Below are 19812 nucleotides of genomic sequence, written 5' to 3'. Positions count from 1 at the left end.
GAATGTGATACTTAGACAGTAATAACCTGTGTTCCAAAGATCTTGGCAAAGTATACATCCTCCAGATCTCCTTCTGCTGCATCAAAGCCTTCAGGCGCTATGTCTGCCAGTACACGAATTACAGGTGTACCACCAACCAGTTTGTCAGAGATAACTACATGTGTTTTCTTATAGGTTTCCAGTTCACTCTTGGCAATTCGTTTACTCCATACTCTTCCCTGAATCTCATCAATAGCATCTTGTGGATTGCCTTTGTATAAAACCTCCCCTTTATTAATGATTGCCATGTCTGAACATAGTTCCTTGACATCTTCTACAATGTGAGTAGAAAGGATTACAATAGTATTTTCTCCAATTTCGCTCAGCAGGTTTAAGAATCGGTTACGTTCGGCAGGGTCCAGTCCTGCTGTGGGTTCATCCACAATAATCAGTTTCGGACTGGCTAGTAAGGCTTGAGCAATCCCAAAACGTTGTTTCATACCTCCGGAATAACCACCCAGGTTTTTCTTGCGGGCATCATACAGGTTGGTTTTGTACAATAAGGCTTTTACAATTTCCTGGCGTTCTTTACGATTGGTAATACCTTTTAGTACAGCCAGATGATTCAGCAGATCTTCAGCAGAGACTTTGGGATATACACCAAACTCCTGAGGTAGATAACCCAGTATTTGTCTTACCTCTTCTTTCTGTGTTAAAACATTCAGGCTTCCAAGTGAAATACTGCCGCTATCTGCTTCCTGCAGTGTAGCAATGGTACGCATCAAAGACGATTTTCCGGCTCCATTGGGGCCAAGTAACCCAAACATGCCTTGTTTGATGGTGAGATTTACATCTTTGAGAGCCTGCACTCCATTGGAGTAGGTTTTGCTGAGATTGCTGATGGTTAATTCCATAATAAAATCTGAAGTAGGTTTAGTATAAGTTAAATATGTTGATTTTATAAGGATGATGCATCTGTTTTTAGGATAAGAGGTAGCATGCATGCATTAAATCCCTTAAAACCTATTTAAAAGAATATGCAGAGGCGAGGTGTTTAGAAGATACGGCATGGAGAATAGTTGAATATGTAATTGATATGTGTTTTCATTTTTGAAGGAAATGGCATTAATCCGATTATGTTAAATCTGTAGTATATTTGTGCAGTCAAACTATTCAAGTATTTCTTATCAGTAACTTATGACAAAATTATTCTACATTACCCTTTCTTTTTTCATTATTTCTCTTCTCTCATTAACTGATTCCCTGGCCCAAACGCAAAAAGGCAGATTTATGCTAGGAACCTCTATGGGCAAATTCAACTTTGGAAAAAATTATACGGAACTTTCTCTGGATGTCAAGGCGGGCTACTTTGTTATTGATAATCTGGTTATTGGATTAACTCCTTCCTATGCTTATACATCTGCTGATTATCCGAATGGGAATAACCAGAAAAATAATGCATTAGGTATTGGACCATTTGTGAGATATTATTTTGGAGAGGGTAAGCTAAAACCTCTGCTTAATACAAGTTTTGTTTATTACAACAGTACAAGCAAAATTATCGCGACAATGATACCTTATCCAGGTGCTCCGGAAGGAGAATATGAATTTCAGCTTAAAAATAAGTACAAGTTACTTCAGGTTGGAGGAGGAGTTGCTTATTTTCTAAATGATTATGTTTCACTCGAAGGGCTTATCAATTATGGTCGTTACTTGGATTGGGATTATGATAGTGTCAGTTATGAGAAAGCTGGTGAAGTAAGTATAAATCTGGGTGTGCAGATTTTTATTGGAAAGTAATTGTTATATTACTATGTCTATTCACCATAAATACTTCCAGTGTTATTGTTTTATTTTGAAGTTTAGAAAGATGAGAAAAAAAAACACCTTATTTCTTGCTGTTTTTACCATCTGGGCAGTAGCAGGACGTATATGCTACAGTCAAACAGATAAAGGACACTTTATGGTTGGTGGAAGCATTGGAAACTTAAGCTTTCAGAATGATTATTTTGGTATTTCATTTAGCCCTACGGTTGGATATTTTGTAATTGATAATCTTGTAACAGGATTAATACCTTCTTTTGAATATGATTCATTCAAGCTTCCAAATGGTAATAAAACCAAAAGTACTTCATTAGGAGTTGGACCATTTGTAAGGTATTATTTTGGCGAAGGCAAGCTGAAACCTTTACTCAATGCCAGTTTTCTATATTATAAAAATACTACAAAACCTGGTTATTCACCTGTAGATCCCAATGACCCGGTTTTAGAGAAAGATCACATAATAAAACAAAGCTATAAGTTTATCCAGGCTGGAGGAGGTGTTGCTTACTTTCTGAGTAAATCTATTGCTGTGGAAGGGATTGTGAATTATGGACATTATATGGATTATAATATATTAGGTAGTGATAAAAGTAATGAAGTGAATATAAGCTTGGGGTTCCAGATTTTTCTGGGAAAGTAGATTATGAACTGATTGCAGTTTAGGAAAAATAATTGTACCTGTTTTTCTTTCTGGTACTAATCAGTTTTAACTGGCATAAGCATTTTTTTATACTTCACTCATCTTAAAAATGAAAAAAATCTTTATTTTAAGCATCGCTGTTTTTAGCTTTTTCGTATTTATAACAGAAAAATCTGTTGCACAAACTGATAAAGGTAATTTTATGGTAGGAAGTTCTATTGCAAATTTGAACTTCGATGAAGATTATAGCAGTATTGCACTAAGTCCTACAGTCGGTTATTTTGTAATTGATAATTTAGTAGTAGGTTTAACACCATCCATTGGCTACACATCTAGTAAAGCTGTTATTCCTGGAGATACATATAAGACAACTACATTGGGCATTGGACCTTTTGCCAGATATTATTTTGGTAGTGGATCGGTGAAACCACTTGTACATGCTGACTATTCTTATTTACATATGAAAAACAGAAATAATATATCTGGTAATGAGTGGCAATCAACAAGTAGCTACAGTAATGTTAAGTTAGGCGCTGGTGTTGCTTATTTTATCAATAATTACGTATCTGTAGATGGGATTGTAAGCTATAACCGTATATTTCTTGGAAGTGGTAATGATGTTGGAAGTGTAAAAATTAGTTTTGGATTTCAGATCTTTCTTGACTAAAAATACCAGTCTTTGGTGTATATAAAAAATCCTCTGCAATACTGCAGAGGATTTTTTGTTAACTACGAGGATGAAAATCGTGCATGATTTGCTTGAGATAATCCCGGTCCAGGTGGGTGTATATTTCTGTAGTGGTAATAGATTCATGTCCCAGCATTTCCTGTACGGCCCGTAAGTCTGCACCTCCTTCTATCAGATGGGTGGCAAACGAATGGCGGAATGTATGTGGACTGATATTTTTTTGAAGGTTAATGATCTGAGCCAGTTCCTTGATAACCAGAAACACCCACACTCGTGACAATCCTTTGCCTCGAGCATTCAGAAATACATAGTTTTCGTGATCTTTCTGAGGTGTAACATGGCATCGTACCTGCTCAAGATAGATATTCAGGTATTTAGTAGCCTCGCTGCCCATCGGAACCAGTCTTTCTTTATTTCCTTTGCCTACAATCCGTAAAAAACCCAGTTCTGTATACACATTGGACAAAGTCAGTTCGATTAGTTCGCTTACACGTAATCCTGATCCATACAGTATTTCGAGCATAGCCCGATTGCGGGTTCCTTCCGGAGTAGAATGATCGATGGCGGCCAGCAACTGGTCAATCTCCTGTACAGAAAGTGTATCGGGAAGTTTGCGGGACAGTCGGGGTGCTTCGACTAGCTGGGTAGGATCGTCTTTGATCAAATCTTCGGCAAACATGTATTTGAAAAAGCCCTTGAGCCCTGACAAAAAACGGGATTGAGAAGAAGGCGTCATACCTAACTCTCCCAGATATTGCAGAAATTCTCGGATGTGTCGGTCGGTAACCTCGGTAGGGCCAACCTTCATTTCTTTAATCTCCAGAAACTGGTGTAGTTTCTCTATATCATGTATATATGCCTCAATTGAGTTTTCAGAGAGACCTCGTTCCAGATGGAGATAGTTTTTATATTCTTTTATTGCCGATGACCACATAGGATTGTAGGGGAATTGTGCTTGCAAATGGAATGTTAAACAGCTTCTGTATTCAAAACACGAAAGTACAATCTTTTTCTGAGGCAAAATCTCCCTGTTTTCAAAATCTCTTTTATATTGCCAGCCTGATTAGTAAAGTTATTTTTTCAATTCTATTTATGTATTAATTATGGAAATTCTGATTCTGAATGGGCCCAATATGAATCTTCTGGGGCGTCGTGAACGTAGCATTTATGGAAACATGTCTTTTGAGACTTTCTATGAAATTTTGCAAAGCCAATATCCGGATATAAAGCTTACTTACTTTCAATCTAATACGGAAGGTGCACTGATTGATAAATTACATGAGGTTGGATTCTCTATAGATGGTATTTTATTTAACCCGGGTGGATATGCGCATACTTCTATTGCACTTTCTGATGCTGTAGCTGCTATTACTACTCCTGTTATAGAAGTGCATATCTCCAATGTGTTTGCGAGGGAAGAGTTTCGTCATCATAGTTATATCAGCCGTAATTGTGCGGGCGTTATCTGTGGATTCGGCCTGGAAGGGTATCGATTGGGACTGGAAAACTTTCTGCGAAGAAGAGATTCTAAGTAATACTTGGTTAGACAGTAATTTTTTAAGAATACAGGATTGTGAAAAAACGCAAATCTTGTATTCTTTGTTTTTTTTATGGATTTTGAAGTAGATTGAGACAAGAGAATATATACAGTTTATTTATTTTAAAATTTGACGATTTGATTACTTTTTACCCCGGCCCTTCCAAAGTGTATCCACAAGTACGACAGTACATGCTGGATGCCTACGATTCTGGTATTCTGAGTGCCAATCACCGTAGCTCTGCTTTTATGCAGATCTGTGAGAAGACACTTGGCTTGTTACAGGCAAAACTCAACATTCCAGAAACCTATTCTGTGGTGTTTGTCTCTTCGGCTACGGAATCCTGGGAGATAATCTCCCAGTCCTTTACGCAAAATTCCAGCCACCATTACTATAATGGTGCATTTGGACAAAAATGGTATGAATATGCTCATAAGATTGTTTCGCAGGCTACTTCTCAGGCATTTGACAGCAATCAGAATCCTGTACTAACAGAGGTTCCGGAAGAATGTGATGTAATCTGCCTTACACAAAATGAGACTTCCAATGGCACACAGCTTCCTGCTGCATTTATTGAATCTGTAAAAACAAACTATCCTGATAAATTACTAGCGGTAGATGCTACATCTTCTCTGGGAGGAGTGGCACTCAGAATCGAACAGGCAGACATATGGTTTGCTTCTGTTCAGAAATGCCTGGGGCTGCCTGCTGGAATGGGTTTACTGATTGTGTCACCCAAAGCATTGGAACATGCCAGAAAGATCAGCGATAAACGGTTCTATAATAGCTTCTTGTTTATGTATGATAACATACAGAAGTACCAGACCCATTATACTCCCAATGTATTGAATATTTACTTGTTGATGCGGGTGTTGGAGTCAGTAGAACCGCTGGATAGCATTGCCGACAAAATCCGGCAACAGGCAGCAAACTGGTATACCTTCTTTGATAATCATCCAAGTCTAAAACCTTTGATACATAATCAGGAAGTTCGTTCGGATACCGTGATTACGATTGGGGCTACAGAGGATAAAATTGCCTTCATAAAACAAGCTGCACAGAAGGAAGGTATTGTACTGGGTAATGGATATGGTGACTGGAAATCCAGTACCTTTCGTATTGCTAACTTTCCGGCTATTACAGAGCAGGAAATTCGTCAGTTGCAAGCTTTGCTAAAAAATATTGACAAGTAAGTATCTGCATTGTTGTTCCAACTTTTTCAACAAACTATCTCTTTATGTTCAATCTAAAAGAAATTTTTTCAGTTACACTCATTCTTTTCTCTGTAATTGATATTGTAGGTTCCATTCCTATTGTCATAGATCTGCGAAAGAAGAACGGCAAAATCGAATCTGAGAAAGCTACCCTGGTAGCGGGTTTGCTGATGGTAGTTTTTCTGTATCTGGGTGAGTCTATTCTCAGACTTTTTGGTGTAGATGTACAATCTTTTGCTGTTGCCGGAGCTATTATTGTCTTTCTGATTGGGATGGAAATGATTCTTGGACGGCATATTTTTCGTCCGGATACAGACAATAATACCTCTTCTATTGTTCCTCTGGCATTTCCATTGATTGCCGGAGCCGGAACTATGACTACGATCATCTCTTTGAAATCAGAATACCAGACTCCCAATATTTTAACCGGAATACTGCTTAACCTGATCATAGTCTATCTGGTCTTGCGTAGCTCAGAGTGGATCGGCCGTAAACTCGGAACTGCCGGAACAGAAATGTTACGGAAGGTTTTCGGAATTATCCTGATTGCCATTGCCATCAAGCTTTTCAGAGGAAATTTGGGAATCTGACAGATTACAAAGTTACTTACCCTACAAACCATACCATGAATCAACCTGTTTTACTGATTATTGATGCGCAGAAAGGAATAGATGAGGCAGCCCATTGGGGAGGAAACCGGAATAACCCCGAAGCAGAAAGCCGGATTTTGCAACTATTAGAGCATTGGCGGAAACAAAACTGGCCTGTTTGTCATGTATACCATGACTCAGTACATCCTCAATCACCATTTTATCCTGGTAAAGTAGGCAATGAGCATAAGCCCGGATTTGAACCTTTGCCACACGAAGTTGTATTACGAAAGTCTACTACCAATGCGTTTATAGATACTAACCTTGAATTATACCTATCCCGCAATCGGTTTTCTACCTTGGTGGTGACTGGTTTTGTTACCAATAATTCCGTAGAAGCTACTGTACGTATGGCAGGTGATTCCGGATACGCCGTTTGGGTAATTTCTGATGGAGTGGCTACTTTTAATAAAAAAGGGCTGGATGGTCAGGTGTATGATTCTGAGTTGGTGCACACCATCAGTCTGGCCAATATGCAGGGAGAATATGCGACAATTGTAAGTACAGAAGAATTATTATCAAAACTACCTGAACTCTACCAATCGTGAGATTAGATACTATATACCTCTAAAGCCCTGATACAAGTAATCATTACCTCATTACCTGAAACCTAACCATACTGATGAAAAAAAACGCATTACAGATTGTATTGCTTCTGAGCTTTTATTCCTCTTTTTCCCAGCAAATCATTACCCGAGATCCTGAAATTGCTGCATTGGTCAGCCAGGTATCCAGGGATTCCCTTCAGGCCTATGTAAACAAGCTGGTTAGCTTTGGCACACGGCATACGATGAGTGTCACAAACGATAAAAAGAAAGGCATTGGTGCTTCCAGACAATGGGTGCTTAGCAAGTTTCAGCAATTTGCCAGCCAGTCAGAAGGGCGGATGACGGCTATGATTGATACTTGGACACTCAAAGCCGATGGCAAACGGGTAGACAAAGACCAGGAGATTGGTAATGTGATGGCAACTCTTAAGGGAACAGACCCATCCGATAACCGGATCTTTATTGTGAGCGGGCATATTGACAGTCGGGTTACTGATGTAATGAACCGTACAGCTGATGCTCCTGGAGCCAACGATGATGGCAGTGGTACTGCAACTGTGATTGAGTTGGCCCGTATAATGGCTAAGTCTAAATTTTCAACTACAATTATTTTTGTGGCAGTGAGTGGGGAAGAACAGGGATTATTGGGTGCAGAGCATCTGGCAGAAAAAGCTGTGACTGAAAAATGGAATATAGAAGCAGTATTGAACAATGATATTATGGGTTCCAATAACAGCAATGAGACAAATATTATTGATAACACCCGTTTACGTGTATTTAGTGAAGGGCTACCTGCCTTTGAGATAGACAAAAAAGCCGCAAACATTCGCCAGTATGGATTGGAAAATGATGGCAAAGCCCGTCAGTTAGCCCGGTATGTAAAGGAAGTAGGAGAGCGGTATGTAGAAAATCTGGAGGTAGTGATGGTCTATCGTAACGACCGGTTTCTGCGTGGAGGTGACCATACCCCTTTTGTAACAAAAGGCTTTGCTGCAGTTCGATTCTCTGAGATGAACGAAAACTTTCTGCATCAGCACCAGGATTTGCGTACAGAAAAGGGGGTCGAATATGGGGACTTTAGCAAGTTTATGGATTTTGAATACCTGCGAAAGAATACCTGTATCAATCTGGCTAATCTTGCCAATCTGGCCAAGTCACCCGGAATGCCACGGGAGGTACTAATTGAGGTAAGTGGTTTGTCTAATTCTACTACGTTAACATGGCAAGCTCCGGAAGCGGGTAAACCCAAAGGCTATTACATATTGATGCGGGAAACATATCAGCCATTCTGGCAAAAAAAATTTTTTACTACTGAACTGAAGCTAACATTGCCCTATTCAAAAGACAATTACTTCTTTGCTGTACAGGCCGTCAGTGAAAGTGGAAATGAAAGTTTGCCGGTAATTCCTTTACCCAAACGTTAATAAAACCGATGTCTCTGCTGTGAGAAACTCTCAGAAGTATTAACTTTCTGTTAAATTCCGATATAGTAATGTATGAGAGCCGGATGTTGCTCTATCTTTGAGTAAGACTTTACATACCATCATCTATACAGACAACCTATTTTAGAATCAAGAAAATGGATACCCGCCGAGAGTTTCTCAAGAAAGCCGCTTTGTTGTCCGGAGGTGCCGGACTTTGGAGTGCCTTACCTGCCTCGATTCAGAAAGCTTTTGCGATTGACCCCAAAGCAGGAAGCACTTACCTGGATGCCGAACATATTGTCATTCTGATGCAGGAAAACCGTTCGTTTGATCATGCCTATGGAACTCTGCAGGGAGTACGGGGCTTTAACGATCCCAGAGCTATCCGGTTGCCCAACAAAAATCTGGTATGGTTGCAAACCAATGTTGCCGGACAAACTTTTGCTCCGTTCCGCCTGAATATAAAAGATACCAAAGCTACCTGGATGAGTTCATTGCCACATTCATGGACAGATCAGGTAGATGCCCGCAATGGAGGTAAATATGACAAATGGCTTACTGCTAAGCCATCGGGAAATAAAGAATATGCTCAGATGCCTCTTACTATGGGGCACTATACCCGTGAAGATATTCCTTTCTATTATTCGCTGGCAGATGCCTTTACGGTTTGTGATCAGAATTTTTGTTCTTCGCTGACAGGAACAACTCCCAATCGTTTGTATTTATGGACAGGGACAATCCGCGAAAAGCCGGACATGGCTGTGAAAGCGAATGTACGCAATGAAGATGTAGATTATGGGGTGCCTGCCAACTGGACTACCTTTCCGGAACGTTTGGAAAACAATGGCATTTCCTGGAAGATCTATCAGAATGAGATCAGCCTGCCAACAGGTTTTACGGGTGAAGAAGATGCCTGGCTGGCTAATTTTACAGATAACCCAATTGAATGGTTTACCCAATACCATGTAAAGTACTCTCCGGAATTTTACCGTTACCTGCAACAACAGGAGAAAGCCCTACCGGAAGAAATCAAGGCATTGGAAGCAAAACTTCAGTCACTTCCTGCTACGGGTAAGGAAACCGAAGAAGTACAAAAGAAGCTGGAGGAAAAAAAGCATTGGTTGCCCATTGTAAAAGAAGAGCTGAAACAATGGACACCGGAAGGATATGCCAAATTAAGTCAGCGGGAAAAGAATCTGCATGAAAAGGCTTTTATCACTAATCGCAAAGATCCTCATTACCGTGAATTGACCACACTGAAATACAAAGATGGAGATGTGGATCGGGAAGTGCATATGCCGAAAGGGGATACATTGTATCAGTTTCGGGAAGACGTAAAGAACAAACAGTTACCAACCGTTTCGTGGATTGTAGCACCTGAAAATTTTTCGGATCATCCTGGCGCGCCGTGGTATGGAGCCTGGTATGTATCAGAGGTGATGGACATTCTGACCAACGATCCTGATGTGTGGAAGAAAACCATTTTCATTCTGGCATACGATGAAAATGATGGATATTTCGACCACGTGCCTCCTTTTGTACCACCACATCCTGAGAAGCAACAAACAGGATTGGTTTCCAATGGCATTGATACACGGGTAGAGCATGTAACTATGGAGCAGGAGTTACAACGTAAAAGCAAAAACGCCAAACGGGATGGCCGTGACGGACCTATTGGCTTAGGTTTTAGAGTACCACTGGTTATTGCTTCTCCCTGGAGTCGGGGAGGGTGGGTAAACTCTCAGGTATTTGATCATACGTCTGTGTTACAATTTCTTGAGAAGTTCCTGAGCCATAAGACAGGAAAGAAAATTGAAGAAACCAATATCAGTGCCTGGAGACGCACTGTGTGTGGAGATCTGACCTCCGTATTCCGGCCATACAACGGAGAAAAAATGACAATGCCTGCTTTCCTGGAAAAAGATGCTGTCATTGAAGGAATACACAAAGCCCGATTCAAAAAGCTACCTTCTGATTTTAAACAACTCACACCAGAAGAGATCCAACAGATTAATCAAAATCCTGCTGGTTCGGATTGGATGATTAAGCAGGAGAAAGGTATCCGTCCATCTTGTGCCTTACCGTATCAGATATATAGTGATAGCCAGTTAGTAGCCGAAAAGAAATCTGTACAGATAACGTTTGACGCCCGGAAGGAGATTTTTGGGACTGCATCCGCAGGTGTTCCTTTTTATGTGTATGCCTCTGGTCTTACTAACCCAGATGCTTTGCCCAGAAATTATGCTGTTAAAGCAGGAGATAAGCTTACGGATACCTGGTCATTGACAGACTTTGACAATCAGAAATACCAGCTTCAGGTATATGGACCAAATGGCTTTTTCCGGCAATTTTCTGGTAACGCCAATGATCCCTTACTGGATATACAGTGTGCCTATCAGCGTCAGGGAGCTAACCTGTTGACTGGTAATGTGGAGATTGTGTTGAGCAATCTGGATAAGAGTCATTCTTATCTGGTAGAGATAAAAGATAATTCCTACTCGGGTACAACAAAAACACAGGCACTGGAAGTAAGTAGCTCCAAAAAAGGAAAGGCAGTCGTTGTATTGGATTTGAGCAAAAGTTTTGGCTGGTATGACTTCAGTGTTCGTATTGCTGGTAATGGCGTATTTGAGAAACGGTATGCCGGAAGAGTTGAAACTGGAAAGCCTTCACAAACTGACCCATTGATGGGACGGGTAGTCGTATCGTAAGCTTAAACAGTCTTATACATAGTAAAGCTCTTTGCAGGAATCAACTGATCCCCAAAGAGCTTTTTTATCGTTTATCTACTCTTAAAGAAACTTCGTATTGGGTTCTAAGAGATCTCTCTTATAAGTCTACGTAAGACAAAAGTGGAGCTGTTTTGATCCGGAAAATAGTGGCTTAATTCTCTTGTTCTCCTTCTTGGAAAACGCGATGTTTAACGGGTTATTGCTCTTCTTGGAAAATAAATTAATTTGCTGATTTTCAGTTGATTAATTAGGTGTTATTCTCATATATTCGCTTTTGAATATATCGTTATATTAGCTTTTATGAAAGAAGAAACAGCTCAGAACATTGGTCCCTCAAGGATTGAAATGGTGTATCAGCGCTTAGGTGATCCTACCTCTCCTCCGGTTTTTCTAATCATGGGAGGTGGTGCACAAATGATTGCCTGGCCTGATGGTTTTTGTGCTGAACTGGTTAATCAGGGTTTACAACTGATTCGGTTCGACAACCGGGATACAGGACTGTCTACGCACTTTTCCAATGCACCTATGCCCAATCTACCAGCTGCAAAAGCAGGCGATTTTTCCTCGGTGGCCTATACACTATCTGACATGGCCGCCGATACGGTTGGATTAATGGATGCCTTAGGCTTTGAAAGTGTACATCTGGTAGGTGCTTCAATGGGTGGTATGATTGCCCAGACTATTGCCATTGAATACCCAACACGTGTTCGTTCATTAACATCTATGATGTCTACTACAGGAAATCCTACAGTAGGACAGCCCGACTATGGAGTGTTAGCCTCTTTGGGCGCACCTCCCAGTGACGATCGTCAGGGAGCTATTGACTGGCAGGTGAAAGCCCTTCGGGTAATCGGATCAACAAAGTATCCTTTTGATGCAATTGCAGCGGCAGAGACTGCTGGCCGTGCCTGGGATCGTGACCATGATCCACTGGGAATGTTGCGACAGGCTGTTGCTGTACTTAAATCAGGTGATCGTACAGAACTTCTACATACTTTACATGTACCAACATTGGTAATACATGGAACGGATGACAAAATGATGGATGTTAGTGGTGGAAAAGCAACTGCAAAGGCTATCCCTGGTGCTGAACTTGTGCTTTTTGAAGGAATGGGACATAACTTCCCCAAGCCCTTGTGGACGGAGTTTGCATCCCGGATTGCCGGTCTCATTCATCGGGTGGAAGTATCCGTTATGTGAGTATGATTATAGGTATGCCAGTTTTGATAGTAAGATTTGATAGTAAGATGTAAATAAAGTTATCTGTATTAAGGCTCTTCGATAGTTATTGAAGAGCTTTGATTTTTTACCTTAGGTAGATAAAACAGCTCTACTTTTCTTCATTGATGGCATAAATAAAACCTACTCCTGTCTCTCCGGTTTCCAATTCGAATTGGGCTAATAGTCGTCTGTATTCTTCACCTTCAAATTCATCCAACACTGCCCAGTTTGTAACTAATTCATCTGATGAAAGAACATATACGTTTATCTCTTGTTGCTCTTCTATCCCTACATGTTTAAAGCCCGGATACCCTTGCACTGCTCCCCAGCCTTCATTGTATAATTTTCCTCGGATAGTTCCTTTCTGCCATCTTCCCTGAATATGTTGTACTACATGGTGATTGGGTTTATCCGGAGCCAGTGTACCATAAACAATCAATGATTTTTCAGGTCTATAAGTCTTTATAAAGTTTCTTTCAACTTCAGTGAGATCCAGACTATCAAGTGTCTCTGTGCTTACAGTCTGGATGTTCTTTTTCTTATTCAGTTCGTTAATTAGTTTGTCTGATTTCATAGGCTGTATTCTGTCATCTGGTAGTAAACAGTATGTTCTGCTAACAAGTTATATTACAAGATCTATTCCTGAAATAATATCATATTTATACTTTGGATTTGAGTCGACTTAGCGTTTCCTGAGAGAGATTAAGATACGAGGCTACTACTTTATTGGGTAAACGCTGTACAATAATGGGATTTTCTTCCAGAAGTTGTTTATAGCGTTCTGCCGCAGTCATAGTGACAAAGCTCATTAGTCTTTGAGTATTGTGTACATAGGCTCTCTCCAGGTAACTACGATAGAATTTCTCCCAGGTTGGGATATGTTCCAGCAAATGATAAAAATCGGTACGACTGATATACAAAACTTCAGTATGTTCCAGAGCCTGAATAGATTCCAAAGAAGGTTCTTTGGTAATGAAACTGCTGAGTGCTGTGGCAAACTTATTTTCAAATGCAAGATACCGGGTAGCTTCCTGTCCGTCAGGCTGAATGAAAAAGATACGCAAACAACCTTTGTTAATAAAAAACATACGTTGGTTCACTTGTCCTGATGGAATCAGAATCTCATTTTTGACAGGTTTCAAGGGATGGAAGTAAGAGAGAATATAATCTAACTCTTCTTCTGAAACCGAAATGATTGTACAAATATAATGGGCAAGCTGGGTTTTACTCATAGCATCAGGTATAATGCAAAAGTAAGCCATTACCTTTTAATCAGCACAAAGTTATACAAAGGTTTCTTTGGTGAAAGGGATTGACGAGGGATAACCATTTGGCGAATACAGAGAAAAGACTGTCTTAAAATAGGTAAGACAGTCGGCAGATCTATCGTTGGAATCTGTTCTCTTTTGATAAGTATCCTGTACAGGATTGATTACCGACTATTCTCTTATCGCAATTTTTTCAGCCAGTTTTCGGGCATTAGGAATAATCAGAAAGGCGGAGATATAGGCAACAGGAGCCATAATAATCCAGGTATTAAAAAACCGGATGTGCCAGTTTTCGCCAAATCCGTAGGTACGCATCAGACCTACAAATGCCATGATCAATGTCATAGGCACTACAACCAAAAGTGTGTTAATGTACTTGAAATGCTTCTTTTTCATTGTAATTGTATTTATTTAACGGGACAAAGTTGAGGAGAAGAAAAATGCAAAACTTTGACACAGATCAATAAATCACAGATAGTGGCTGTAATGGATACAATTTCTGGAGAGACGATACTTTGTCGGGAAACGTAACTATCTCTTACCATTAAAAATCTTTCGTCTTTACACAGTTTACTTTAAAGTCTAAGTAATTCGGTAGTCTGATTCATTGAAAGAAGTGCTTTTACAATCTATTGTATGGAATTCTCTGTTATGTTGCATCCTTGCTATGTACCTGCATAAATAACCCTAAAATCCATGCGTCTTTCAATACAACTTTCCATTTGCTTTCTGGCTATCTCTTGCTGGGTCCAGGCAAGGTCTGTTAAACCTATACCTTTTACAGTAAAGATTCATTCCGCTCACAAGATTTCCATATGCCGTTTTCTGAAAAGAACAGGTGAAAGTTCACAGTTCTATATTGTGAAAATGGCAAAAGGAAAGGCTAATGCTGATAGCATAGTGGTTCTGCCTGATTATGAATATATAGACAACAACTATACAACAGATTGTTACTATGCCATTGGCGAGCTTGAAAATGGAAATTATGTTCTGTCACGGTTTAAGATGACAAACAGAGACATTACACTCTATGAAGCGACTGTTAGAAAAGTAGAGTGTATCTATGTAGAAAAAGATGTCGCATCTAAACGGAAACAGTATTTAAAGCTTGTATTTGGGCTAATTAGAAAGGACTTCCTAAAATCTGAGGTTTTATATGAACTGAGCCAGGAAGGCAGATTTCTTTATGAGAAAGCCAGCATACAAAATCCGAACAATGAAGTTAGTGAATGGCGTTTAATGCTCACCTATACTGAGAAGCGTAAGATTTTCCATATATTCCTCGATCTAAAACCACCTTCCTACTATGAATGGAATTTGTCTCAGTACTTTTTGGGAATTAATGACCAAAAGCTAAAACGGCATCTCTATCAATTAATAGATGAGTGGATCATCGAATTGGAAAAAGATCCATATTTTATCTGTGATACAGATGCTTTGTTTCGTATACTGGAGAAAATTGAGACAAATCCTGGAATGTTAAATGTGATTGATGCCTATGATAAAGATATACATGCAGAATATACAAAGATTGACTAGCTGAAAAAGATACGGAATAAAAATTAACAGATGATAATATATTTCATTCTCCTTAGGAAAATGGCCCCTTCCCTCCATATTAAGCATTGTTTTTCATCTTAACGAATAACCTAGTTACAGCCAGTAGCACATACCTGAAGAAATAAACATAGTGATAGGTTACATATCATGGTGGATTACTTACTAAGAATCATAACCATTTATAACTCTATCATTCAAACAATTATGAAAACGTCAAAGAAATTGTTTTTGTTTATTTTAACAGTAAGTAGTTTCACTTTTAGTTGTAAGAAGGATGACCCTAATGGGGGATTCTCTGAAGAAATTAATAATATAGTACCTGCTGAGGTCATCTCAACCATTCGTAAACAAGGAATGACTATTTACGAAGGCAAAACCCCACCCCAAATCGAAGGTATTTATTTGTTTAGCGACAACGTATTGTCAGGAAGTACCATTGAAGATGATGAAATTGGTGAGATATATGCGGATTATCGTTATCAGTTTTATGAACAAGACCAAACTACACTGGCCGTAAAGACAAGTTTTCGTGGGTATAATAGCAAAGGACAGCTCCTAAGCGAAGGAATTGGAAAAGGTTCTTTCATCTCTGGAAACAAAAACGTTTTCTCTGTTTTTTCGGAAGAACATACTACTTCCAGCACAGGTGCAACTTCGGTGATTCTGACCATTTATTCTGGTGAATATACGGATACAGGTATCAAAAACTTTCAATATGCGTTTTATATGAAAGATAAAAACGATCCCAATAATGATTTGATTGACATCGGATCGACCCGGGTTTTTAAAGACGGCGATGGATTATCAGAACCCATGAGCAATCTAAGGGTAAGTTTTGAAGAGGGTCTAAAGAGAAATTCGGCACAGACAGTAATGAAAGAAAACTCAGGCCGTTACTAGTGTAGCCTTGTTTGGCAGGTAATTCATACTTGTAGATAATGGTTTGACATATTCATTGTTGAACAAACTTCCCAAGTTGTAGGAGTTTGATTTAGGGAAGGTTTAGAAAAATCTTCCCTAAATCTGTAGATGCGCATCTGACAATGCTTAGTTAGAAAGACTACCTTGCTATTGTAGATAGTTTCAAACGCCAAAATGTGTTAAATGAGTATCCAGATACTGATAGGCTAATGCCTCACATTCCATTTGGTGTGAGGTGGATCTGGCAGGGGCATCCATTACAAAATGGCGAATAAGCCGCATTAATCGCAGCTTCTCCTGATGAAAGTCTTTAGGAATGTTAGAGTGTAAAGATTGCTCAGATTTAAAAAAACGTCCCATCGAAAGTTGGGAAAAGGGACGAGGGGGAATCGTTTTTCCGAATGCCAGTTCCAGCTTTTCAGCACAGTCTGACAACATTTGAGTTGCATTTTTTGTACCTGCTTGGGTTGGAGTATAGGGAAACAACTGATCAAGTCGTTTCAGGAGTAATTCAGCATGGGTTTCGCTAAACAAAACAGGCACAAGCTGGCTATTGATACGTTGGGTTTCCATACGATTCAGGTGTATTAAAGAGTTTGATGACTCAAAAATAGTCCTCCTGTTGACAGCCCTATGTCAGTAGATTTGGAAAAGTTTTCTAGCTCAATCCCTCTTTGATGTTGAAATAGCTTACAAGTCTCGTAAGAAATGTAAAGCCATTATTAAACTAACGCTAACTTGGTAAACGTATCCTGTAACAGATTGAAAATGGTCAGGTCATCGGATACTTTACCAGATCCTGTAATAAGCCGTATTACCTGATTGGCCATAAGCGTACCTATCACACCTGGTAAAACACCTATGACACCTACTTCACTGCAATTAGGTACATCTTCGGGATTGGGTGGTTCCGGATAAATGTCACGCAGATTTTTACCACCTCGGTAATTAAACACAGCCAGTTGACCTTCAAATTTGAAGATACTTCCGTATATCAGTGGTTTGTTATATTTTACACAGGTATCATTGACCAGATAGCGGGTGTGGAAGTTGTCAGAACCATCAATTACCAGATCATAGACGGAGATAAGTTCATCTGCATTTTCTTCATGGATCATAACTGGATGAACATCAAAGCGAACGTATGGGTTTTGCGTCTGCAGTTTTTGGGCTGCCACCTCCGCTTTGAGTTTGCCTATATCTTCCGTGTGATACAGAATCTGGCGATGGAGATTGTGTAGTTCTACTTTATCAAAGTCGACAATGCCAATAGTACCTACACCTGCTGCTGTCAGATATTGCAGAATAGGACAGCCTAACCCTCCGGCACCTATGACCAGTACCCGGGCTGTCTTAAGTTTTTCCTGTCCTTCGATGCCTACCTCTGGCAACATTAGCTGGCGACTATAGCGAATAAGTTCGTCGCGTTCAAAGTTTTTCATATGTATGAGTTAATCTATCCATTATCCCCAGTAACTTCTATCCCAGTCTTTCCACACCGGTTCATAGCCCTGGTCTGTAATGACCTGTGCCATTTCCTGAGGACTACGTTCGTCTGATATTTCAAATTGTTCCAGTGTGTCGGGTTCTACTGCATACCCACCCGGATTGGTTTTGGAGCCTGCACTGATGGTTGTAATCCCCAATGAAAGTATGTGATTCCGAAACTTTTCTGATTCTCGTGTAGACATAGAGAGTTCTACCTCTTCACTAAAAAGACGATAAGCACAGATCAACTGAACCAGTTCGCGGTCTGTAATAATATATTCGGGGGCAGTAATTCCTTCAGCCGGACGGATGCGTGGAAACGAGACAGAGTACTTTGTTTGCCAGTAGGTTTTTTGCAGGTAGTCCAGATGCAAGGCACAAAAAAACGAGTCTGTACGCCAGTCTTCCAGGCCTAGTAAAGCCCCCAGTCCAATTTTATGAATCTGTGCTTTGCCCAATCTGTCTGGTGTCTCTAAGCGATAGTAAAAATTTGCCTTCTTGCCTTTTGGATGATACATTTTATATCGCTCTTTGTGATAGGTTTCCTGATAGACAAGTACCGAATACAATCCTTCCGGAATCAATGCTTCGTATTCATGTTGCTCCAAGGGTTGTACCTCAATGGAGATATTGGCAAAGTGGGGACGAAGCAGACGAATGGCATTTTTGAAATAGTCCACATGTACGGTATGATTGGCTTCCCCTGTTACCAGCAGAATATGATCAAACCCCATCTGTTTTAGTACAGATGCTTCCTGAAGAATTTCTTCATCCGTAAGGGTACGTCGTTTTACTTTGTTGTCAAAGCTAAAGCCACAATAGGTACAGATATTCTGGCACTCATTGCTCAAATACATAGGGACAAAGAGTTGAATTGTCTTACCAAACCGTTTCAGGGTGGTTTGACGACTTAACCGTGCCATCGATTCCAGATAGGGGAGAGCAGCAGGCGAAATCAATGCTTTAAAGTCTTCTACTGTACGCTTTGAGGAGGACAATGCTTTTTCTACATCTGTCTCTGTCTTGGCATAGATAGATGATTTTACCTGTTCCCAGTCCTGTCTGTCAAAAAGAGCCTGAAAGTTAATCATCTAAAAAAGCAGTTAAAGGACTGGAAGCTATAGCATGAGTCACCGATTTGGCCAGACAGGCGTCATGGGCTATACGGCCACATTCGGTAGCGATTTTGAAGGCTGTTGCCATCTGAACCGGATTTTCAGAAGCTGCAATGGCTGTATTAACCAGTACCGCATCTACACCCAGTTCCATAGCTTTGGCTGCATCGGAGGGAGCTCCAATACCTGCATCAACAATGACAGGAACATTGCTTTGTTCGATAATGATTTCCAGAAAGTCCAGGGTTTTTAGCCCCTTGTTGCTGCCAATGGGCGAACCGAGAGGCATCACGGCTGCAGTACCTGCCTCTTCGAGCCGTTTGCATAAGACCGGATCTGCATGAATGTATGGCAATACAATAAAACCTAGTTTGGCCAGTTCTTCAGTGGCTTTAAGGGTTTCTATTGGGTCAGGCATCAGGTACCGGGGATCTGGATGTATTTCCAACTTTACCCAATTGGTTTCCAAGGCTTCCCGTGCCAGTTGGGCTGCAAATACGGCTTCCCGTGCATTGCGTACACCGGAGGTATTGGGTAGCAGATTGATTCTGGGATGTTTCAGGTGATCCAGTAATCGATCCTGAGGATTGTGAACATCGACACGTTTCAACGCTACAGTGACGAGTTCTGTGCCTGATGCAAGTATGGCATCCTGCATTTGTTGGGCAGAGGCAAATTTTCCGGTGCCTAGAAAGAGGCGGGAGGAAAAGGTTTTTCCTGCTATAATGAGTGGTTTTGTCATTGATTTTGAAATTATTATAGTAATGTGATACTACGTTCTTTGAGTAAATTTCTATATTCTACTTGCAGCTTTTATTTATCCAAAAGAGCTTAGTATTCCTAAGTTGCTTTATTGTCTCTTGCATTGTTCTTCCACAAGCTTCTTCATTTTTTGCTTGCCCAAAAAACAGGGCACCAAATGAGAATTTGGTGAGCCAGATTTGTGTGTGAGCAAAAAAGGGCACTTTTCTCCGATCCTTCTGCCCGCAAGGCCAAAGGCCA

The 19812-nt window shown here is 40.2% G+C and carries 21 protein-coding genes; 12 read left to right on the top strand and 9 right to left on the bottom strand.

The window, feature by feature from the left end:
- Positions 1-11 precede the first annotated feature (11 nt).
- Entirely contained in the window at positions 12-893 is an 882-nt protein-coding gene (locus tag QNI22_RS10715) for an ABC transporter ATP-binding protein (protein WP_313989418.1), read from the bottom strand.
- 283 nt (positions 894-1176) lie between these two features.
- On the opposite strand from QNI22_RS10715, the gene QNI22_RS10710 reads away from it, so the two are divergent.
- The 3 genes from QNI22_RS10710 (at position 1177) to QNI22_RS10700 (ending at position 3110) form a co-directional block, all read left to right on the top strand.
- On the top strand, positions 1177-1779 hold the full coding sequence (locus QNI22_RS10710; protein WP_314510630.1) for a hypothetical protein: 603 nt from the start codon (positions 1177-1179) through the stop codon (positions 1777-1779).
- Positions 1780-1849: 70 nt separating this feature from the next.
- Positions 1850-2443, top strand: a complete 594-nt coding sequence (locus QNI22_RS10705) for an outer membrane beta-barrel protein (protein ID WP_314510629.1) — start codon at positions 1850-1852, stop codon at positions 2441-2443.
- A 109-nt stretch (positions 2444-2552) separates the two neighbouring features.
- Positions 2553-3110: an outer membrane beta-barrel protein gene (locus QNI22_RS10700; RefSeq protein ID WP_314510628.1), complete on the top strand. Its 558-nt coding sequence runs from the start codon at positions 2553-2555 to the stop codon at positions 3108-3110.
- 58 nt (positions 3111-3168) lie between these two features.
- On the opposite strand, the gene xerD is transcribed toward QNI22_RS10700, so the two are convergent.
- Entirely contained in the window at positions 3169-4065 is an 897-nt protein-coding gene (gene xerD, locus QNI22_RS10695) for a site-specific tyrosine recombinase XerD (protein WP_314510627.1), read from the bottom strand.
- A gap of 169 nt (positions 4066-4234) precedes the next feature.
- On the opposite strand from xerD, the gene aroQ reads away from it, so the two are divergent.
- The 7 genes from aroQ to QNI22_RS10660 all read left to right on the top strand — a co-directional run bounded on the left by aroQ (position 4235) and on the right by QNI22_RS10660 (position 12437).
- Positions 4235-4666 (top strand): type II 3-dehydroquinate dehydratase, encoded by a 432-nt coding sequence (gene aroQ, locus QNI22_RS10690; RefSeq protein ID WP_313989410.1) that lies wholly within the window; start codon positions 4235-4237, stop codon positions 4664-4666.
- Positions 4667-4806: 140 nt separating this feature from the next.
- On the top strand, positions 4807-5862 hold the full coding sequence (locus tag QNI22_RS10685; protein WP_314510626.1) for an aminotransferase class V-fold PLP-dependent enzyme: 1056 nt from the start codon (positions 4807-4809) through the stop codon (positions 5860-5862).
- Positions 5863-5906: 44 nt separating this feature from the next.
- The gene (locus QNI22_RS10680) at positions 5907-6473 is read left to right on the top strand and encodes a MarC family protein (protein WP_313989406.1); all 567 of its coding nucleotides are present in this window, start codon (positions 5907-5909) and stop codon (positions 6471-6473) included.
- Between the two features lie 35 nt (positions 6474-6508).
- Positions 6509-7081: a cysteine hydrolase family protein gene (locus QNI22_RS10675; RefSeq protein WP_314510625.1), complete on the top strand. Its 573-nt coding sequence runs from the start codon at positions 6509-6511 to the stop codon at positions 7079-7081.
- A 74-nt stretch (positions 7082-7155) separates the two neighbouring features.
- Entirely contained in the window at positions 7156-8505 is a 1350-nt protein-coding gene (locus tag QNI22_RS10670; protein ID WP_314510624.1) for a M28 family metallopeptidase, read from the top strand.
- A 155-nt stretch (positions 8506-8660) separates the two neighbouring features.
- The gene (locus tag QNI22_RS10665) at positions 8661-11216 is read left to right on the top strand and encodes a phosphocholine-specific phospholipase C (protein WP_314510623.1); all 2556 of its coding nucleotides are present in this window, start codon (positions 8661-8663) and stop codon (positions 11214-11216) included.
- A gap of 321 nt (positions 11217-11537) precedes the next feature.
- Positions 11538-12437: an alpha/beta fold hydrolase gene (locus QNI22_RS10660; RefSeq protein WP_314510622.1), complete on the top strand. Its 900-nt coding sequence runs from the start codon at positions 11538-11540 to the stop codon at positions 12435-12437.
- Between the two features lie 130 nt (positions 12438-12567).
- Here the strand turns inward: QNI22_RS10660 and QNI22_RS10655 are convergent, their stop codons facing one another.
- From QNI22_RS10655 to QNI22_RS10645, 3 genes are all read right to left on the bottom strand, one after another.
- Positions 12568-13032 carry a gamma-glutamylcyclotransferase family protein gene (locus tag QNI22_RS10655; RefSeq protein ID WP_314510621.1) on the bottom strand — a complete coding sequence of 155 codons (465 nt, stop codon included), beginning with the start codon at positions 13030-13032 and terminating at the stop codon, positions 12568-12570.
- A gap of 85 nt (positions 13033-13117) precedes the next feature.
- Positions 13118-13690 (bottom strand): Crp/Fnr family transcriptional regulator, encoded by a 573-nt coding sequence (locus QNI22_RS10650; RefSeq protein WP_314510620.1) that lies wholly within the window; start codon positions 13688-13690, stop codon positions 13118-13120.
- A gap of 207 nt (positions 13691-13897) precedes the next feature.
- On the bottom strand, positions 13898-14122 hold the full coding sequence (locus tag QNI22_RS10645; protein WP_313989637.1) for a DUF2798 domain-containing protein: 225 nt from the start codon (positions 14120-14122) through the stop codon (positions 13898-13900).
- 300 nt (positions 14123-14422) lie between these two features.
- On the opposite strand from QNI22_RS10645, the gene QNI22_RS10640 reads away from it, so the two are divergent.
- Together QNI22_RS10640 and QNI22_RS10635 are read left to right on the top strand one after the other, a co-directional pair.
- Positions 14423-15265 carry a hypothetical protein gene (locus QNI22_RS10640; RefSeq protein WP_314510619.1) on the top strand — a complete coding sequence of 281 codons (843 nt, stop codon included), beginning with the start codon at positions 14423-14425 and terminating at the stop codon, positions 15263-15265.
- Between the two features lie 225 nt (positions 15266-15490).
- Complete coding sequence (locus tag QNI22_RS10635; RefSeq protein ID WP_314510618.1) at positions 15491-16186, top strand: hypothetical protein; 696 nt, start codon at positions 15491-15493, stop codon at positions 16184-16186.
- Positions 16187-16369: 183 nt separating this feature from the next.
- Here QNI22_RS10635 and QNI22_RS10630 read toward each other — a convergent pair whose 3' ends face one another.
- From QNI22_RS10630 to QNI22_RS10615, 4 genes are all read right to left on the bottom strand, one after another.
- Positions 16370-16780 (bottom strand): hypothetical protein, encoded by a 411-nt coding sequence (locus QNI22_RS10630; RefSeq protein WP_314510617.1) that lies wholly within the window; start codon positions 16778-16780, stop codon positions 16370-16372.
- 149 nt (positions 16781-16929) lie between these two features.
- Complete coding sequence (locus QNI22_RS10625; RefSeq protein WP_314510616.1) at positions 16930-17649, bottom strand: HesA/MoeB/ThiF family protein; 720 nt, start codon at positions 17647-17649, stop codon at positions 16930-16932.
- Between the two features lie 21 nt (positions 17650-17670).
- Positions 17671-18786: a 2-iminoacetate synthase ThiH gene (gene thiH / locus QNI22_RS10620; RefSeq protein WP_314510615.1), complete on the bottom strand. Its 1116-nt coding sequence runs from the start codon at positions 18784-18786 to the stop codon at positions 17671-17673.
- A complete protein-coding gene (locus QNI22_RS10615) occupies positions 18779-19552 on the bottom strand; it encodes a thiazole synthase (protein ID WP_314510614.1) in 774 nt (257 codons plus the stop codon). The genes thiH and QNI22_RS10615 overlap by 8 nt, the downstream gene beginning before the upstream one ends.
- Positions 19553-19812: the final 260 nt, after the last annotated feature.

Source organism: Xanthocytophaga agilis (genome assembly GCF_030068605.1).
GTDB lineage: Bacteria > Bacteroidota > Bacteroidia > Cytophagales > 172606-1 > Xanthocytophaga > Xanthocytophaga agilis.
The sequence above is the reverse complement of the archived record's forward strand: the minus strand, read 5'-3'. Positions and strand labels throughout refer to the sequence as shown.

What these genes read in the sequence shown, in the direction of transcription:
- QNI22_RS10635 (WP_314510618.1), top strand. Translation starts at nt 15,491, where the DNA reads ATGAAAACGTCAAAGAAATTGTTTTTGTTTATTTTAACAGTAAGTAGT.
- QNI22_RS10640 (WP_314510619.1), top strand. Translation starts at nt 14,423, where the DNA reads ATGCGTCTTTCAATACAACTTTCCATTTGCTTTCTGGCTATCTCTTGC.
- xerD (WP_314510627.1), bottom strand. Translation starts at nt 4,065, where the DNA reads ATGTGGTCATCGGCAATAAAAGAATATAAAAACTATCTCCATCTGGAA.
- QNI22_RS10670 (WP_314510624.1), top strand. Translation starts at nt 7,156, where the DNA reads ATGAAAAAAAACGCATTACAGATTGTATTGCTTCTGAGCTTTTATTCC.
- QNI22_RS10645 (WP_313989637.1), bottom strand. Translation starts at nt 14,122, where the DNA reads ATGAAAAAGAAGCATTTCAAGTACATTAACACACTTTTGGTTGTAGTG.
- aroQ (WP_313989410.1), top strand. Translation starts at nt 4,235, where the DNA reads ATGGAAATTCTGATTCTGAATGGGCCCAATATGAATCTTCTGGGGCGT.
- QNI22_RS10630 (WP_314510617.1), bottom strand. Translation starts at nt 16,780, where the DNA reads ATGGAAACCCAACGTATCAATAGCCAGCTTGTGCCTGTTTTGTTTAGC.
- QNI22_RS10665 (WP_314510623.1), top strand. Translation starts at nt 8,661, where the DNA reads ATGGATACCCGCCGAGAGTTTCTCAAGAAAGCCGCTTTGTTGTCCGGA.
- QNI22_RS10650 (WP_314510620.1), bottom strand. Translation starts at nt 13,690, where the DNA reads ATGAGTAAAACCCAGCTTGCCCATTATATTTGTACAATCATTTCGGTT.
- QNI22_RS10705 (WP_314510629.1), top strand. Translation starts at nt 1,850, where the DNA reads ATGAGAAAAAAAAACACCTTATTTCTTGCTGTTTTTACCATCTGGGCA.
- QNI22_RS10680 (WP_313989406.1), top strand. Translation starts at nt 5,907, where the DNA reads ATGTTCAATCTAAAAGAAATTTTTTCAGTTACACTCATTCTTTTCTCT.
- QNI22_RS10655 (WP_314510621.1), bottom strand. Translation starts at nt 13,032, where the DNA reads ATGAAATCAGACAAACTAATTAACGAACTGAATAAGAAAAAGAACATC.
- thiH (WP_314510615.1), bottom strand. Translation starts at nt 18,786, where the DNA reads ATGATTAACTTTCAGGCTCTTTTTGACAGACAGGACTGGGAACAGGTA.
- QNI22_RS10675 (WP_314510625.1), top strand. Translation starts at nt 6,509, where the DNA reads ATGAATCAACCTGTTTTACTGATTATTGATGCGCAGAAAGGAATAGAT.
- QNI22_RS10625 (WP_314510616.1), bottom strand. Translation starts at nt 17,649, where the DNA reads ATGAAAAACTTTGAACGCGACGAACTTATTCGCTATAGTCGCCAGCTA.
- QNI22_RS10660 (WP_314510622.1), top strand. Translation starts at nt 11,538, where the DNA reads ATGAAAGAAGAAACAGCTCAGAACATTGGTCCCTCAAGGATTGAAATG.
- QNI22_RS10710 (WP_314510630.1), top strand. Translation starts at nt 1,177, where the DNA reads ATGACAAAATTATTCTACATTACCCTTTCTTTTTTCATTATTTCTCTT.
- QNI22_RS10615 (WP_314510614.1), bottom strand. Translation starts at nt 19,552, where the DNA reads ATGACAAAACCACTCATTATAGCAGGAAAAACCTTTTCCTCCCGCCTC.
- QNI22_RS10700 (WP_314510628.1), top strand. Translation starts at nt 2,553, where the DNA reads ATGAAAAAAATCTTTATTTTAAGCATCGCTGTTTTTAGCTTTTTCGTA.
- QNI22_RS10715 (WP_313989418.1), bottom strand. Translation starts at nt 893, where the DNA reads ATGGAATTAACCATCAGCAATCTCAGCAAAACCTACTCCAATGGAGTG.